General features: G+C 46.1%; 11 protein-coding genes, 1 tRNA gene and 1 pseudogene. All 13 read right to left on the minus strand.

The features are described 5' to 3' along the window. Positions 1-251: 251 nt before the first annotated feature. A pseudogene (locus tag PCAR9_RS18090) lies at positions 252-534 on the minus strand (GTP-binding protein); the annotation flags it as partial. A gap of 63 nt (positions 535-597) precedes the next feature. Beyond that, positions 598-2,700 (minus strand): elongation factor G, encoded by a 2,103-nt coding sequence (gene fusA / locus PCAR9_RS18095; protein WP_179984805.1) that lies wholly within the window; start codon positions 2,698-2,700, stop codon positions 598-600. A 27-nt stretch (positions 2,701-2,727) separates the two neighbouring features. Continuing rightward, positions 2,728-3,198, minus strand: a complete 471-nt coding sequence (gene rpsG / locus PCAR9_RS18100; protein ID WP_014980519.1) for a 30S ribosomal protein S7 — start codon at positions 3,196-3,198, stop codon at positions 2,728-2,730. 75 nt (positions 3,199-3,273) lie between these two features. Next, the gene (gene rpsL, locus PCAR9_RS18105; RefSeq protein ID WP_025257518.1) at positions 3,274-3,648 is read right to left on the minus strand and encodes a 30S ribosomal protein S12; all 375 of its coding nucleotides are present in this window, start codon (positions 3,646-3,648) and stop codon (positions 3,274-3,276) included. 309 nt (positions 3,649-3,957) lie between these two features. Then, entirely contained in the window at positions 3,958-8,130 is a 4,173-nt protein-coding gene (gene rpoC / locus PCAR9_RS18110) for a DNA-directed RNA polymerase subunit beta' (RefSeq protein ID WP_179984806.1), read from the minus strand. 81 nt (positions 8,131-8,211) lie between these two features. Further along, positions 8,212-12,240, minus strand: a complete 4,029-nt coding sequence (gene rpoB / locus PCAR9_RS18115) for a DNA-directed RNA polymerase subunit beta (RefSeq protein WP_118491688.1) — start codon at positions 12,238-12,240, stop codon at positions 8,212-8,214. Positions 12,241-12,565: 325 nt separating this feature from the next. Beyond that, a complete protein-coding gene (rplL, locus tag PCAR9_RS18120; protein ID WP_015068303.1) occupies positions 12,566-12,943 on the minus strand; it encodes a 50S ribosomal protein L7/L12 in 378 nt (125 codons plus the stop codon). A gap of 57 nt (positions 12,944-13,000) precedes the next feature. Next, positions 13,001-13,519 (minus strand): 50S ribosomal protein L10, encoded by a 519-nt coding sequence (gene rplJ / locus PCAR9_RS18125; protein WP_118491686.1) that lies wholly within the window; start codon positions 13,517-13,519, stop codon positions 13,001-13,003. Between the two features lie 306 nt (positions 13,520-13,825). Next, positions 13,826-14,521, minus strand: coding sequence for a 50S ribosomal protein L1 (rplA, locus tag PCAR9_RS18130; protein WP_014951042.1), 696 nt, complete (start codon positions 14,519-14,521; stop codon positions 13,826-13,828). A gap of 4 nt (positions 14,522-14,525) precedes the next feature. Then, a complete protein-coding gene (gene rplK, locus PCAR9_RS18135) occupies positions 14,526-14,954 on the minus strand; it encodes a 50S ribosomal protein L11 (RefSeq protein WP_014951043.1) in 429 nt (142 codons plus the stop codon). 244 nt (positions 14,955-15,198) lie between these two features. Beyond that, positions 15,199-15,750 (minus strand): transcription termination/antitermination protein NusG, encoded by a 552-nt coding sequence (gene nusG / locus PCAR9_RS18140; protein ID WP_179984807.1) that lies wholly within the window; start codon positions 15,748-15,750, stop codon positions 15,199-15,201. Positions 15,751-15,754: 4 nt separating this feature from the next. Beyond that, a complete protein-coding gene (gene secE, locus PCAR9_RS18145; RefSeq protein ID WP_014951045.1) occupies positions 15,755-16,132 on the minus strand; it encodes a preprotein translocase subunit SecE in 378 nt (125 codons plus the stop codon). Between the two features lie 81 nt (positions 16,133-16,213). Further along, positions 16,214-16,290, minus strand: a tRNA-Trp gene (locus PCAR9_RS18150). Positions 16,291-16,441 lie beyond the last annotated feature (151 nt).

The raw sequence follows: 16,441 nt of genomic DNA on the forward strand, positions 1-16,441 counted from the left end.
GAGGGACCCTGGGAGAATTCAGTTTTATTTAAAGGGGATGGCCGACCTTCCATGATTTGCGTAAAGGGAAAACGTTTTTCATGGAACAGGACGAGTCCCCACCCGATACCCGAAATACAGCTGATGTTAAGAGAAACCAACGCCGCCGATCTAAAGTAGGGAGCTGAATAAGGAGTTCTGAGAACCTAAGGACTGTCCATTCGCAGCCAATTAGTGCGGATACCCCCCTTTAGTCGAAGCAGCAGCCAGTGAATCATGTTTTTAACGTAATTCAGCCTGTCCTAGGGCAGTCTACCGTGTGCGTAGTGATGAGTAGGGAGTGTCATATTCTACGTGTGAAGTAGAAAGGGTGATACCACGAGCTTTCTCCTCAGGCGCGTTATCGAATTGATCGAAAGCCTGAGCAGAACCGCCGTAAGTTTTAGAAAGAACTGTAGTGATAGCTGCAGTTAGGGTAGTTTTACCGTGGTCAACGTGGCCGATTGTACCCACGTTTACGTGGGGTTTCGTACGTTCAAACTTTTCTTTTGCCATTTTTCTCGTTTCCTAAGTTAAAAGTCCGACCCACCAATAGACCGGACCGAACCTTCATTTAGATTAAATTCTAGATTCAATAATAGCCTGCGCCACATTGTTAGGCGCCTCAGAATAATTGAAGAACTCCATTGAGTATGAAGCACGACCTTGTGTTTGTGAACGCAAATCAGTTGCGTAGCCAAACATTTCTGAAAGCGGCACTTTTGCACGTATTATTTTAACACCTGCTACGCCATCTTCCATACCTTCGATCATGCCGCGGCGACGATTAATGTCACCGACTACATCACCCATCCAGTCTTCTGGAGTAGTCACTTCAACTTTCATTGTGGGTTCAAGCAACACCGGATTTGCTTCTGCGGCGCCTTTTTTGAAACCCATAGAGCCGGCGATCTTAAACGCCATTTCAGAAGAGTCAACATCGTGGTAAGAACCATCAAACAAAGTTACCTTTACATCTAGTACTGGGAACCCTGCAAGAACACCACTTCGCATCTGCTCCTGAATTCCTTTATCGACCGCTGGAATGAACTCTTTTGGTACAACACCACCGACGATTTCGTTCACAAATTCGTAGCCTGAACCTTCTTCCTGAGGCTCAATGCGCAGCCATACATGACCAAATTGGCCTCGGCCGCCTGACTGACGAACGAACTTCCCTTCCACTTCAACAGATTTACGAAGGGTTTCGCGATAAGCAACCTGTGGGTTACCTACGTTACATTCAACTTTAAATTCGCGCTTCATGCGGTCGACAATGATATCAAGGTGAAGTTCACCCATACCTGAGATAATTGTCTGACCCGTCTCATCATCAGTTTTAACTTTAAACGATGGATCTTCTGCCGCAAGTTTGCCTAAGGCAATACCCATTTTTTCTTGGTCAGCCTGAGATTTAGGCTCTACTGCTATTGAAATAACAGGGTCTGGGAACTCCATACGCTCTAACGTGATAACGTGATTCGGATCGCAAAGCGTATCACCAGTGGTAACATCTTTAAGGCCGATAGCGGCGGCAATGTCACCTGCGCGTACTTCTTTAAGCTCTTCGCGGTCTTTTGCGTGCATTTGCACGATACGCCCGAAGCGCTCACGTTTACCTTTTACTGGGTTATATACAGTATCGCCCGTATTAACTACACCTGAGTAACAGCGGAAAAAGGTCAACGTGCCCACAAATGGGTCAGTTGCTATTTTAAATGCTAGTGCTGAGAAAGGCTCATCGTCGCTTGAATGACGCTCTGCTTCAGTCTCGTCTTTATCGTCAAGCACACCTGTAATGGCTTTAACTTCAGTTGGAGACGGTAAATAGTGAATTACAGAGTCTAGTACTGCCTGAACACCTTTGTTTTTGAAGGCACTGCCACAAGTGGCAAGAACAATTTCGTTGTTCAGTGTACGCGTACGAAGGCCTAAACGGATTTCTTCTTCAGTCAGCTCTTCGCCTTCTAAATACTTATCCATCAGCTCATCAGACGCTTCTGCAGCCGCTTCGATCATCTCGGTACGGTACTGCTCAGCGGTATCAAGATATTCAGCCGGAATGTCTTCATAGGTAAATGTCATACCCATGTCGTCTTCATTCCAGTTGATGGCTTTCATCTTCACAAGGTCGATGACGCCATGAAAATTCTCTTCAGCGCCCATGTTGATTTGAATCGGAACACAGTTTGCGCCTAAACGCTTACGGATTTGCCCCACAACGCGCTCAAAATCAGCGCCAGCCCGGTCCATTTTATTAACGAACACAAGGCGTGGCACTTCATATTTGTCAGCCTGTCGCCAGACTGTCTCTGATTGAGGTTCTACCCCAGAAGACCCACAGAAAACAACTACTGCACCGTCTAGTACACGTAATGACCGCTCTACTTCAATAGTAAAGTCTACGTGTCCAGGGGTGTCGATGATGTTAATTCTGTGCTGATCGAACTGTTGCTCCATACCAGACCAGAAACAAGTCGTTGCAGCAGACGTGATAGTAATACCACGCTCCTGCTCTTGCTCCATCCAGTCCATGGTAGCAGCACCATCGTGCACTTCACCGATTTTGTGAGACAGCCCTGTATAAAACAGGACTCGCTCTGTGGTCGTGGTTTTACCCGCGTCCACGTGAGCCACAATACCAATATTGCGATAACGCTCAATCGAGGTCTTACGAGGCATAAATCTCTCTCAGTTAAATAACGTTGATTACCAACGGTAGTGAGCAAACGCTTTGTTTGCTTCGGCCATACGGTGAACGTCTTCACGTTTCTTAACCGCTGAACCTTTATTATCTGCTGCGTCTAGCATTTCAGCCGCTAGGCGTTGTGCCATAGACTTTTCGCCACGTTTACGTGCAGCTTCTACCATCCAACGCATACCTAGCGCGTTACGACGAACTGGACGTACTTCAACTGGAACCTGATAAGTTGAACCACCAACACGACGAGACTTAACCTCTACTGTTGGGCGGATGTTATCAAGCGCTTCCTCGAAGATATCTAGGTGTGCTTTGCCGGTTTTTTCAGCAACAATATCAAGCGCACCGTAAACGATTCTTTCAGCGACTGACTTTTTGCCGTCGAGCATTACGACATTCATGAATTTCGCAAGCAGTTGTGAACCAAATTTTGGCTCTGGTAGGATTTTACGTTGACCTACGACTCTTCTTCTTGGCATTTTCTATTCTCCGTATGAATTCAGGGAAAACCCAAAACTCTTAAACTTCAGTTTGGCCTTACTAACGGAGAACCGTTAAGACTTAGGCTTCTTCGCGCCGTACTTAGAACGGGCTTGTCTACGATCGTTTACACCTGCGCAGTCAAGAGTACCGCGAACTGTGTGATAACGAACACCTGGTAGATCTTTAACACGACCACCACGGATAAGTACTACACTGTGCTCTTGTAGGTTGTGACCTTCACCACCGATGTATGAAGAAACTTCAAAACCGTTAGTTAGACGTACACGACATACTTTACGTAGTGCAGAGTTTGGTTTCTTAGGCGTAGTAGTATATACACGAGTACATACACCACGTCTTTGTGGACAAGCTTGTAGAGCAGCTACGTTGCTTTTTTCAACGGGCTTTCTACGCGGCTTGCGCACTAACTGGTTAACTGTTGCCATTAACTAGCTCCTGATTAAAAACTACGAAAACCCAATCACTGCGACTGGGTCCATATTAATGCGATTAATCTATTAATCGCGCTTGTTTGTGAACATTGTGCTCGTCAATATTCACTGAGCGCTGATACGAAAAACCGCGACCGTTTATCGAGCCATTTGATGGCTATCCAAAATCGGGTCGCGGAATATTAAAGATCATCGCTCTGACTGTCAAGGTGTACAAAGCTTAAGCAGATAATTTATCTGCAATCTGTACAACTTGACTGCCAAATTGTTAGGAGTACGTTAACGTACTCCTATGATCTTGCCTTATTCGGCAGTATCTTCGTCTGCACCTGCATTAAGCGCTTCGGTTAGTGCCTGTTCTGCTTCAGCAGCAGAAACTGACATTTCTTCGATTTGCTCTTTGCGACGTTGTGCACGGCGTTCGTGGTAAGCGAAACCGGTACCCGCTGGAATTAGACGACCAACGATTACGTTTTCTTTCAGACCGCGTAGGTCATCTTCTTTACCTTGAACCGCAGCTTCAGTTAGAACACGTGTTGTTTCTTGGAACGATGCCGCTGAGATAAATGACTCAGTAGACAGTGACGCCTTAGTGATACCAAGCAGCTGTGTTTCGTACTGCGCAGGGATCTTACCGTGTTTTTCAATTTCACGGTTCGCCACTTTAACGTTCGATACTTCAACCTGTTCGCCTTCAAGGAACTGCGTATCGCCTGGGTGAGTGATAATGCACTTACGTAGCATCTGACGGATAACTACTTCGATGTGCTTATCGTTAATCTTAACACCCTGTAGACGGTATACTTCCTGAACTTCGTTCACGATGTAGTTTGCTACTGCTGAGATACCACGTAGACGTAGGATATCGTGTGGAGACTCTGGACCATCGGCGATAACTTCGCCTTTTTCCACTTTCTCACCTTCGAACACGTTAAGCTGACGCCACTTAGGAATCATCTCTTCGTATGCATCACCTTCAGCAGGTGTAATTACAAGACGCTTCTTACCTTTGGTCTCTTTACCGAAGCCGATAGTACCTGAGATTTCTGCAAGGATAGCAGGCTCTTTAGGCTTACGTGCTTCAAATAGGTCCGCAACGCGCGGTAGACCACCCGTGATATCACGAGTCTTCGAGCTTTCCTGAGGAATACGTGCTAGCACGTCACCTTCGTTAGCCACTTTGCCTTCCGACGCTTCAATCGTGGTAAAGCTTGGAAGACGAATTTCCTGAAGACCGAACTCGTCGCTCTCAAGGATAAGCTTAGGCTCTTTCGCGTTAACTTTCGCAAGGTCTTTAACAACGATACGTGTTAGACCAGTAAGCTCGTCTTGCTGCATTTCGGTGTTAGAGTCATCAATGTCTGCGAAGCTAATCTTAGCTGCACGTTCAGTGATGATTGGGTGACTATGCGGATCCCAGTTAGCAACAACGTCGCCAGCTGCAATTGATGCACCATCATCCACGCTAAGTACAGCACCGTAAGGTACTTTATAGCGCTCTTTCTCACGGCCTTGCTCGTCGATAACAGTAAGCTCTGTTGAACGAGAAACAATAACCACTTTACCTTCAGAGTTACGTACGAATTTCGCGTTGTGTAGCTTAAGGCTACCCGCTGTTTTAACTTGTACGCTGTTCTCAGCAGATGCTCTTGATGCCGCACCACCGATGTGGAACGTACGCATGGTAAGCTGTGTACCTGGTTCACCGATTGACTGTGCTGCAATAACACCAACCGATTCACCGCTACCCACCATGTGACCACGTGCAAGGTCACGACCGTAACACTTAGCACAAACACCGAAGTCGTTGTCACAAGTGATTACCGAGCGAACCATTATTTGGTCAACTGAGTTGGCTTCAAGCATGTCTACTAACGCTTCGTCTAGAAGAACATTACGCTCAACTAGTACTTCGTCAGTACCTGGCTTAAGTACGTCTTCTGCTACCACACGACCTAGTACACGCTCGCGTAGCGGCTCAACAACGTCGCCACCTTCGATTAGTGGTGTCATTTGAACACCTTCGAATGTGCCACAGTCGTCGTTAGTGATTACCAAGTCTTGTGCAACGTCTACTAGACGACGTGTTAGGTAACCCGAGTTAGCTGTCTTAAGTGCGGTATCCGCTAGACCTTTACGAGCACCGTGAGTTGAGATGAAGTACTGTAGTACGTTCAGACCTTCACGGAAGTTCGCCGTAATTGGGGTTTCGATGATTGAGCCATCTGGCTTAGCCATCAGACCACGCATACCTGCAAGCTGACGAATCTGAGCGGCACTACCACGAGCACCCGAGTCGGCCATCATGTAAACTGAGTTAAATGATGATTGCTCTTCTTCTTCGCCATCGCGGTTAATTACGATGTCAGTCTTAAGGTTATCCATCATGGCCTTAGCAACTTTTTCGTTGGCATTTGACCAGATATCGATAACTTTGTTGTAACGCTCACCCGCGGTAACAAGACCGTTTTGGAACTGTTCCTGAATTTCGATAACTTCTGCTTCCGCCGCGTCGATAATTTCTTTCTTAGCAGCAGGGATAACCATATCGTCGATACCAACAGACGCACCCGCGATCATCGCGTAGTGGAAACCGGTATACATGATTTGGTCAGCAGCAATTACTGTGTCTTTCAGACCTAGCGTACGGTAACAAGCATTCAATAGTTTTGAAATTTGCTTCTTGCCCATCGCTTGGTTGATGATTTCAAACGGCAGACCCTTTGGAAGGATCAATGAGAAAATCGCACGACCAACAGTAGTGTCAGTTAGGGTTACTTTCTCAGTTTTGTTGCCATCTTCATCGATGTCATATTCAGTAATACGTACTTTAACGCGAGAGTGAAGCTCAGCATTACCTGTACGGTACGCTTTTTCTGCTTCATTCGGGCTGGTAAACACCATGCCTTCGCCTAAGCCGTTTACTTTGTCACGCGTTAGGTAATAAAGACCTAATACAACGTCCTGTGAAGGTACGATAATTGGCTCACCGTTCGCTGGTGACAGGATGTTGTTCGTTGACATCATAAGGGCACGTGCTTCTAGCTGTGCTTCGATTGTCAACGGTACGTGTACCGCCATTTGGTCACCATCGAAGTCGGCGTTGTACGCCGCACACACTAGCGGGTGAAGCTGAATCGCTTTACCTTCGATTAGTGTAGGTTCGAATGCTTGGATACCCAAACGGTGAAGTGTAGGTGCACGGTTAAGTAGTACCGGGTGTTCGCGGATAACGTCGTCTAGTACGTCCCAAACCTCTGGTGCTTCGCGCTCTACAAGCTTCTTAGCAGCTTTGATTGTTGTCGCAAGACCACGACCTTCAAGCTTACCGTAGATAAACGGTTTGAATAGCTCAAGTGCCATCTTCTTAGGAAGACCACACTGGTGAAGACGTAGCGTTGGACCAACGGTAATTACAGAACGGCCAGAGTAGTCAACACGCTTACCAAGAAGGTTTTGACGGAAACGACCTTGCTTACCTTTGATCATGTCTGCAAGCGACTTAAGTGGACGCTTGTTAGAACCGGTAATCGCACGACCACGACGTCCGTTATCTAGAAGCGCATCTACAGACTCTTGAAGCATACGCTTTTCGTTGCGTACGATAATGTCTGGAGCAGCTAGGTCTAGAAGACGCTTAAGACGATTGTTACGGTTGATTACACGACGGTATAGGTCGTTAAGGTCAGACGTCGCAAAACGGCCGCCATCTAGTGGTACTAGAGGACGTAAATCTGGCGGAAGTACCGGAAGAACCGTCATGATCATCCACTCTGGCTTGTTGCCAGATTGTTGGAATGACTCAAGCAATTTCAGACGCTTAGTAATCTTCTTACGCTTGGTTTCAGAATTAATTGAAGGCAGCTCTTCACGCATAGCCGCAACATCTGCGTCTACGTCAAGTACTGTTAGAAGATCGAATACTGCCTCAGCACCCATCTTCGCTTCAAACTCGTCACCGTGCTCTTCAAGTGCATCCAAGTACTCTTCTTCGTTTAGAAGTTGGCTGCGCTCAAGCGTTGTCATACCTGGCTCTGTAACCACGTATGATTCAAAGTAAAGTACACGTTCAATATCACGAAGTGTCATATCAAGCATAAGGCCGATACGAGACGGAAGTGATTTAAGGAACCAGATGTGTGCAACCGGGCTAGCTAGCTCGATGTGACCCATACGCTCACGACGTACTTTAGTCAGTGTAACTTCAACGCCACACTTCTCACAGATAACACCGCGGTGCTTAAGGCGCTTGTACTTACCGCAAAGACACTCGTAGTCTTTAACCGGACCAAAGATACGCGCACAGAACAGACCGTCACGCTCAGGCTTGAACGTACGGTAGTTAATTGTTTCAGGCTTTTTAACTTCACCGAATGACCATGAACGAATCATGTCAGGTGAAGACAGACCGATTCGAATATTATCGAATTCTTCAGTCTTGTTTTGTTGCTTTAGAAACTTTAATAAGTCTTTCACATTACTCTCCCAGCGGAGTCAGTCTCTAGAACCCGGCGCAAGCGCCGGGCCATCTCATAACATTACGCGGCGATTGCCGTATTACTTTTCTTCAAGCTCGATGTTGATACCCAACGAGCGAATTTCTTTAAGTAGTACGTTGAATGATTCTGGCATGCCAGGTTCCATTCTGTGGTCGCCATCGACGATGTTCTTGTACATCTTGGTACGGCCGTTAACGTCATCTGACTTAACAGTAAGCATTTCCTGAAGGGTATATGCTGCACCGTATGCTTCAAGTGCCCACACTTCCATCTCACCGAAGCGCTGACCACCAAACTGTGCTTTACCACCAAGAGGCTGCTGTGTAACAAGGCTGTAAGAACCAGTAGAACGCGCGTGCATCTTGTCGTCTACTAAGTGGTTCAGTTTCAGCATGTACATGTAACCAACCGTAACTGGACGCTCAAACTCGCGACCGGTACGACCGTCGAACAATGAAATCTGACCGCTTTCTGGAATATCAGCAAGCTTCAGCATTTCTTTGATTTCTGATTCACGAGCACCGTCGAATACAGGCGTTGCAATCGGAACACCCTTACGAAGGTTTTCAGCTAAGCGACGTACTTCGTGGTCTGTGAAGTTATCGATGTCAACTTCTTGGTGATTTTCACCAAGCTCGTACACCTTCTTCAAGAACTCACGCAGTTCAGCCAGCTCACGCTGCTCTTTAATCATGCGATCAATCTTCACACCAAGACCGTGTGCAGCCATACCCAAGTGAGTTTCTAGGATCTGACCGATGTTCATACGAGACGGTACACCTAGTGGGTTAAGAACGATATCTACCGGCGTACCGTTAGCATCGTATGGCATGTCTTCTACAGGCTGGATAGTCGAGATAACACCTTTGTTACCGTGACGTCCGGCCATCTTGTCACCCGGTTGGATGTGACGCTTAACCGCAAGGTAAACCTTAACAATCTTAAGTACGCCAGGTGCTAGGTCATCGCCTTGTGTGATCTTACGACGCTTAGTTTCAAACTTCTTATCGAAGTCCGCTTTAATTTCAGCGTGCTGATCAGCGATTTGGTCTAGCTCTAGCTGTGCATCTTCGCTGTTAAGTGCAATTTCAAACCACTTTTCACGCGGTAGGCTGTCAAGCTTAGCTTGGTCAACACCAGCACGTAGAAGTGCAGTTTGCGCACGGGCAAAGATACCGTCAGCAAGAATTTCGAACTCATCAGTAAGGTCTTTCTTAACCTGACGTAGCTGCATGTCTTCGATTTCTAGCGCGCGCTTGTCTTTCTCTACACCGTCACGGGTAAATACTTGAACATCAATTACGGTACCGTGAACAGAGTTAGGTACACGTAGAGACGTATCTTTAACGTCAGACGCTTTTTCACCGAAGATTGCACGTAGTAGTTTCTCTTCTGGCGTAAGCTGAGTTTCACCTTTAGGCGTTACTTTACCTACTAGGATGTCACCACCTTTCACTTCCGCACCAATGTAAACAACACCTGATTCATCAAGCTTGCTTAGTGCAGATTCACCCACGTTCGGGATATCAGAAGAAATTTCTTCTGGCCCAAGCTTAGTATCACGAGCGATACAGCTAAGCTCTTGAATGTGGATTGTAGTGAATCGGTCTTCCTGTGCTACACGCTCAGAAATAAGGATTGAATCCTCGAAGTTGTAACCATTCCACGGCATGAACGCGATACGCATGTTCTGACCAAGTGCAAGGTCACCTAAGTCTGTTGAAGGACCATCAGCTAGCACGTCACCAGTAACAATCGGGTCGCCAACACTACAGGTAGGCTTCTGATTGATACAAGTGTTCTGGTTAGAACGCGTGTATTTAGTCAGGTTGTAGATATCGATACCTGCTTCACCTGGAAGCATTTCATCTTCGTCTACTTTAATTACGATACGGCTGGCATCAACATAATCAACCACACCACCGCGCTTAGCAACTACAGTAACACCTGAGTCAACCGCGATAGTTCTTTCCATACCGGTACCAACTAGCGGCTTATCAGCGCGCAATGTAGGTACTGCCTGACGTTGCATGTTCGCACCCATAAGTGCACGGTTTGCATCATCGTGCTCTAGGAATGGAATAATACTCGCAGCAATTGAAACGATTTGCTGTGGTGAAACGTCCATGTATTTGATGTCTTCAGTTGGCATCAAAGTAGTTTCACCGCGGTGACGACATGGAATTAGGTCGTCTACCAACTCGCCATTCTCAGTCAGCGCAATGTTAGCCTGAGCGATTGCGAATTGACCTTCTTCAATTGCAGATAAGTAATCGATTTCGTCTGTTACCACACCGTCAACAATGCGACGGAAAGGTGTTTCAAGGAAACCGAAGTCATTGGTTCGCGCAAAGCTCGCCAATGAGTTGATAAGACCGATGTTCGGGCCTTCCGGCGTTTCGATTGGACATAGACGACCATAGTGAGTCGGGTGTACGTCTCGAACCTCGAAGCCTGCACGTTCACGTGTAAGACCACCCGGGCCTAATGCAGAAATACGACGCTTGTGCGTTACTTCTGATAGCGGGTTGTTTTGGTCCATGAACTGAGAAAGCTGAGATGAACCGAAGAACTCTTTAACCGCAGCCGAGATAGGCTTAGCGTTAATTAGGTCTTGCGGCATTACGTTGTCTAGATCGCCTAAGCTTAGACGCTCTTTAACTGCACGTTCTACACGCACAAGACCAACGCGGAATTGGTTCTCTGCCATTTCACCAACAGAACGGATACGACGGTTACCTAGGTGATCGATATCATCTACTTCGTCTTTACCGTCACGAATCATTATTAGCTGCTTCATTACAGAAATAATGTCTTCTTTATCTAGCGTGCCTGAACCAATAAGCTCTTCACGGCCTAGACGGCGGTTGAACTTCATGCGGCCAACAGAAGATAGATCGTAACGTTCGTCAGAGAAGAACAAGTTATCGAACAAGGTTTCTGCTGCGTCTTTTGTTGGTGGCTCACCAGGACGCATCATACGGTAAATTTCAACGAGCGCTTCTAGGCGGTTAGTTGAAGAGTCGATACGAAGTGTATCTGAAATATATGAACCGTGGTCAAGCTCGTTAATGTAAAGCGTTTCGAACTCTTTGATACCCGCTTGACTTAGCGCCGCTAGGTTCTCAAGGGTAAGTTCTTCGTTCGCGCTTACAATAACTTCGCCAGTGTCTTCGTTTACGTAAGTAGCAGCGTATACGCGGCCAATTAGGTAATCAGCTGGAACTTCTAGCTCAGTAAGACCTGCTTTCTCTAGTGCACGAGTATGACGTGCTGAGATACGACGACCCGTTTCAACAACAACGTTGCCTTCACCATCAATGATGTCAAATGCAGCAGTTTCACCACGAAGGCGATCTGGAACCACTTCCATCATCAACTTGTCTTTGTTGATACGTACGCCAACTTTGTCGAAGAAAGTATCAAGGATTTCTTCAGACGTCATTTCAAGTGCGCGCAAGATAATAGTTGCAGGCAATTTACGACGACGGTCAATACGTACAAACAGGTTATCTTTCGGGTCAAACTCGAAGTCTAACCACGAACCACGGTAAGGAATTACACGTGCGTTATAAAGCACTTTACCTGACGAGTGGGTTTTACCTTTGTCGTGATCAAAGAATACACCAGGTGAACGGTGTAGCTGTGACACGATAACACGCTCAGTACCATTGATAACGAACGTACCGTTCTCAGTCATCAATGGGATCTCGCCCATGTACACTTCTTGTTCTTTAATATCTTTTACGGTACCTGGGGCAGCGTCTTTATCGAACAACACTAACCGTAGTTTTACTCTTAACGGAGCAGAGAAAGTTACGCCACGAATTTGACATTCTTTAACGTCGAAAACTGGCTCTCCCAGGCGGTAGCTTACATATTGAAGCTCTGAACTACCTGAGTAGCTTTTAATTGGAAAAACGGAACGAAATGCTGCTTCCAAACCGTATTGAGCTTCCGGATCGGTCTCAATAAACTTTTTGAAAGAATCAAGCTGAATTGAAAGAAGGTATGGAATTTCCAGTACCTGTGGGCGTTTGCCAAAATCCTTACGGATACGTTTCTTTTCGCTATAAGAGTAAACCATGGGTTCCTCAGCCTGCTGATTTATGACCCAACCTGCTGCAAAATGCTTTAAAACGCGTGCTATGGGCTAAAAGCTGCGTTTCAAATGGCGCACTAAGCAACAAACTTCCACAACCCTTTTTCGGGCAGATACACCAGCATACAACAAAATTTAACCAATTATTAGTTAACTTGTTGGATTTTTATGCTTTTTATGGGTATTTCCGAATGGCGCTTTAAGTAGTGTAACCAAGGGTTAGTTTCTACACACTATACAGCGCAAAAAGGCTGGTGGTTCAAAAAACCACCAGCCTTGCCGTCTCAGGCAATAATCTGACTAGGTCAGATTACTTAATTTCTACTTCTGCACCAGCTTCTTCAAGCTCTTTCTTAAGTGCTTCAGCTTCATCTTTGCTTACGCCTTCTTTGATAGCTTTAGGAGCAGACTCAACTACTTCTTTAGCTTCTTTAAGACCTAGGCCAGTCGCACCGCGAACTGCTTTGATAACTGCAACTTTGTTGCCACCGAATGAAGTCATTACAACGTCGAATTCAGTCTTTTCTTCTGCAGCAGCAGCGTCGCCACCAGCAGCTGGACCAGCAACAGCAACAGCAGCTGCAGCAGATACGTTGAATTTCTCTTCAGCCGCTTCAATTAGTTCTACCAGTTCCATTACCGGCATTTCAGCGATTGCGTTTAAGATATCTTCTTTAGTTAGAGCCATGTTCTCTAAACTCCTGGGTATAAAATGTTAAAAAAATCAATATGCCAAAAACGCCAATTACTTGGTGTCTTTGACCGCCGCCAATACGCGCACAAACTTGCCAGGAACTTCGTTGATTGTTTGAACGAATTTCCCAACTGGTGCTTTGAAGGTTGCAAGTAGTTTCGCAAGCGCTTCGTCGCGGGTAGGTAGTGCTGCAACTGCGTCCAATTTCTCTGGACCAAGAAGACCGCTACCAATAGATAGTGCTGTAACTTTAAGCTTATCGTTAGTCTTACCGAAGTCTTTGAAAAGACGTGCCGCACCGCCTGGTGCGTCGATAGAGAAACCATAGATAAGCGGGCCAGTTAGGGCGCTGTCTAAGTCTGCAAATTGACTGTCTGCTAGAGCACGCTTTGCAAGAGTGTTACGTACAACCTTTAGGTATACGCCTTGCTCACGAGCCTTAACACGTAGTTCAGTCAGTTCTGCAACTTCCATCCCACGGTATTCAGCAACGGCTACGGATAGAGCGCGAGACGCAACTTCAGAAACTTCTGCTACGATCTCTTTTTTTGCTGCTAAACCTAGTGCCACTGAGTTCACCTCTTTGTATCTGATTTTGTGTGTAGTTACCTACTCACGCCATCAGGGTTCACAGATTGATACCAACCCTCATGGTTGATACCGCTCTACGGTGTTTGTTACCCCAGAGAGTCTGAGTCAAACCACCGTCTGCGCAGGTTGTTGTATTAAGCCGTGTGTTGACTGTGAAAGTTCTCTTACCTCTTTCACCACACCGCACCTGCGGTCTTGGACGGGAGCTGCTTATTAGCACTGCTAATTGTCACAGCTCCAACCCATAACCTTTAAGAGATTTCGATGAGCCTAAGCTCAGCGAAATTAAAGACCTACAGAAGCCTTATCAAGAGCAACACCAGCACCCATTGTAGTGCTTAGGCTGATCTTCTTGATGTATGTACCTTTAGCAGAAGAAGGCTTAGCTTTCTTCAGTGCTTCAAGTAGCGCTTCAAGGTTTTCTTGAATTTGGTTCGCTTCGAACGCAATCTTACCGATGCTAGCGTGGATGATACCGTTCTTATCGTTACGGTAGCGTACCTGACCAGCTTTAGCGTTCTTAACTGCAGTTGCAACGTCAGGCGTTACAGTGCCAGTTTTAGGGTTAGGCATAAGGCCACGTGGACCTAAGATTTGACCTAGTTGACCAACAACACGCATCGCGTCTGGGCTAGCAACTACTACGTCAAAGTTCATTTCGCCTTTCTTAACTTGCTCAGCTAAGTCGTCCATACCAACGATGTCTGCACCAGCTTCTTTCGCTGCTTCAGCATTTGCACCTTGAGTGAATACTGCAACGCGAACGTCTTTACCAGTACCGTTAGGTAGTACAGTTGCACCACGAACGTTTTGGTCAGATTTCTTCGCATCGATACCAAGGTTAACAGATACGTCAACGCTTTCTGCGAACTTAGCAGTTGCTAGTTCTTTAAGAAGCGCTACTGCTTCGTTGATTTCGTACTCTTTAGTAGAGTCAACTTTGTCGCGGATTAGGCGAGCGCGTTTAGTTAATTTAGCCATTCGATTAGTCCTCTACGTTCAAGCCCATTGAGCGAGCAGAACCCGCGATAGTGCGTACCGCTGCATCTAGATCAGCTGCAGTAAGGTCTGGCTCTTTAGTTTTAGCAATCTCTTCCAACTGAGCGCGAGTAACTTTACCCACTTTTTCAGTGTTAGGACGGCCAGAACCACTCTTGATGCCCGCTGCTTTCTTAAGCAGGTAAGACGCAGGAGGAGTCTTAGTTTCGAATGTGAAAGAGCGATCTTCGTATACAGTAATTTCTACTGGTACTGGAGCGCCTTTCTCAAGACTTTCAGTTTTCGCGTTGAAAGCCTTACAGAATTCCATGATGTTTACACCGTGCTGACCTAGTGCAGGACCAACCGGTGGACTTGGGTTAGCAGCGCCAGCTGCAACCTGAAGCTTGATAATACCGCTTACTTTTTTAGCCATTTTACATGCTCTCTTGTTTGGGTCTAACGCCTCGCAAATACAGAGATTATTTGCTCAATCGGCTTCCCGTTTCCGTTTAAAAGGGCGCGCATTATATAAGGTGATTAATTACTATGCAAGGGCTAATTAGAATAAAAAACCATCGAAAGGTTAGTATTTTTACGCCTACGCCGTTTAATGAGTTATTACCTACAAAAAAGCCCCTTTCAAAGGGGCTTTTTTAAATGTGTTCAGCAGAGAGGGCTTAGCCTTTTTCTACCTGACCAAATTCTAGGTCTACCGGTGTAGAACGACCGAAGATAAGTACCGACACCTTTACGCGGCTCTTTTCGTAGTCGACTTCTTCTACCACACCGTTGAAGTCTGCAAATGGACCATCGGTAACACGAATAACTTCGCCTGGTTCGAACAAGGTCTTTGGTCTTGGCTTATCAACGTTTTCTTCAAGACGATTTAAGATAGCATCAGCTTCTTTTTGCGTGATAGGCATAGGGCGATCAGATGTACCACCGATGAAACCAAGTACACGAGGAACGCTTTTCACTAAGTGCCAAGACTCTTCAGTCATTGCCATTTCTACCAGTACATAACCCGGGTAGAACTTGCGCTCAGATTTACGCTTCTGACCCGCACGCATCTCAACAACTTCTTCTGTTGGTACTAGTACCTGACCGAAGTAGTCTTCCATGTTGTGCATTTTGATGTATTCAAGCAGGGTCTTCTTTACACGAGACTCATATTGCGAATAGGCTTGTACTACGTACCATCTTTTCTTTACTGCTTCTTCTTCAGACATACGTTTATGCTCCTATTCCAGTAATAAAGCCAACTACACGAACGATGATGCCGTCTAGTCCCCATAAAATTAGTGCCATGATTAACGTCGCTGCAAGCACGATAAGTGTAGTTTGGTTCGCCTCTTGACGAGTTGGCCACACAACCTTGCGAACTTCTGTGCGAGACTCTTTAGCAAAGCTCAAGAAGGTGCTACCTTTTTCGGTAGTTGCCGCGATAAAACCAGCTATACCAACTACTACAACAATAGCGATAGCACGGTATAGTACCGAGATCTCACCGTACATTGTATTAGCGGTTACTAAACCGGCAAGTAGTGCAAAAACCACTACCCATTTAAACATGTCCAATGCATTGGACTGATTTTCCGTCTTTTCGCTCATGTTACGATCCTAGCACTACAGCGTCGTTGTTTTACGCACTCATTTAATGCGCAATTTAAAAATTCTTAGTTTAAGTAAATTTGGCAGGGGTGGAGGGACTCGAACCCCCAACCATCGGTTTTGGAGACCGCTGTTCTACCAATTCGAACTACACCCCTGTGGTGTCTAAAAGACAAAATTTACTTACACTGCCCTTGTGAGTTGTGCGTCTTTTCTAAGGAAAGTGCGGTATCGCAAGGGAGGGACGCGTATTATACTTAACCACTTTCAAGATACAAGCGGTTTATCCATCCCTTCTGCGATTGAACA

It is taken from the genome of Alteromonas macleodii, assembly GCF_903772925.1.
Taxonomy (GTDB): Bacteria; Pseudomonadota; Gammaproteobacteria; order Enterobacterales; family Alteromonadaceae; genus Alteromonas; species Alteromonas macleodii_A.

Excerpts from the sequence above, each read along its gene's own strand:
- fusA (WP_179984805.1), bottom strand. The coding sequence starts at position 2,700 with ATGCCTCGTAAGACCTCGATTGAGCGTTATCGCAATATTGGTATTGTG.
- rpsG (WP_014980519.1), bottom strand. The coding sequence starts at position 3,198 with ATGCCAAGAAGAAGAGTCGTAGGTCAACGTAAAATCCTACCAGAGCCA.
- rpsL (WP_025257518.1), bottom strand. The coding sequence starts at position 3,648 with ATGGCAACAGTTAACCAGTTAGTGCGCAAGCCGCGTAGAAAGCCCGTT.
- rpoB (WP_118491688.1), bottom strand. The coding sequence starts at position 12,240 with ATGGTTTACTCTTATAGCGAAAAGAAACGTATCCGTAAGGATTTTGGC.
- rplL (WP_015068303.1), bottom strand. The coding sequence starts at position 12,943 with ATGGCTCTAACTAAAGAAGATATCTTAAACGCAATCGCTGAAATGCCG.
- rplA (WP_014951042.1), bottom strand. The coding sequence starts at position 14,521 with ATGGCTAAATTAACTAAACGCGCTCGCCTAATCCGCGACAAAGTTGAC.
- rplK (WP_014951043.1), bottom strand. The coding sequence starts at position 14,954 with ATGGCTAAAAAAGTAAGCGGTATTATCAAGCTTCAGGTTGCAGCTGGC.
- nusG (WP_179984807.1), bottom strand. The coding sequence starts at position 15,750 with ATGTCTGAAGAAGAAGCAGTAAAGAAAAGATGGTACGTAGTACAAGCC.
- secE (WP_014951045.1), bottom strand. The coding sequence starts at position 16,132 with ATGAGCGAAAAGACGGAAAATCAGTCCAATGCATTGGACATGTTTAAA.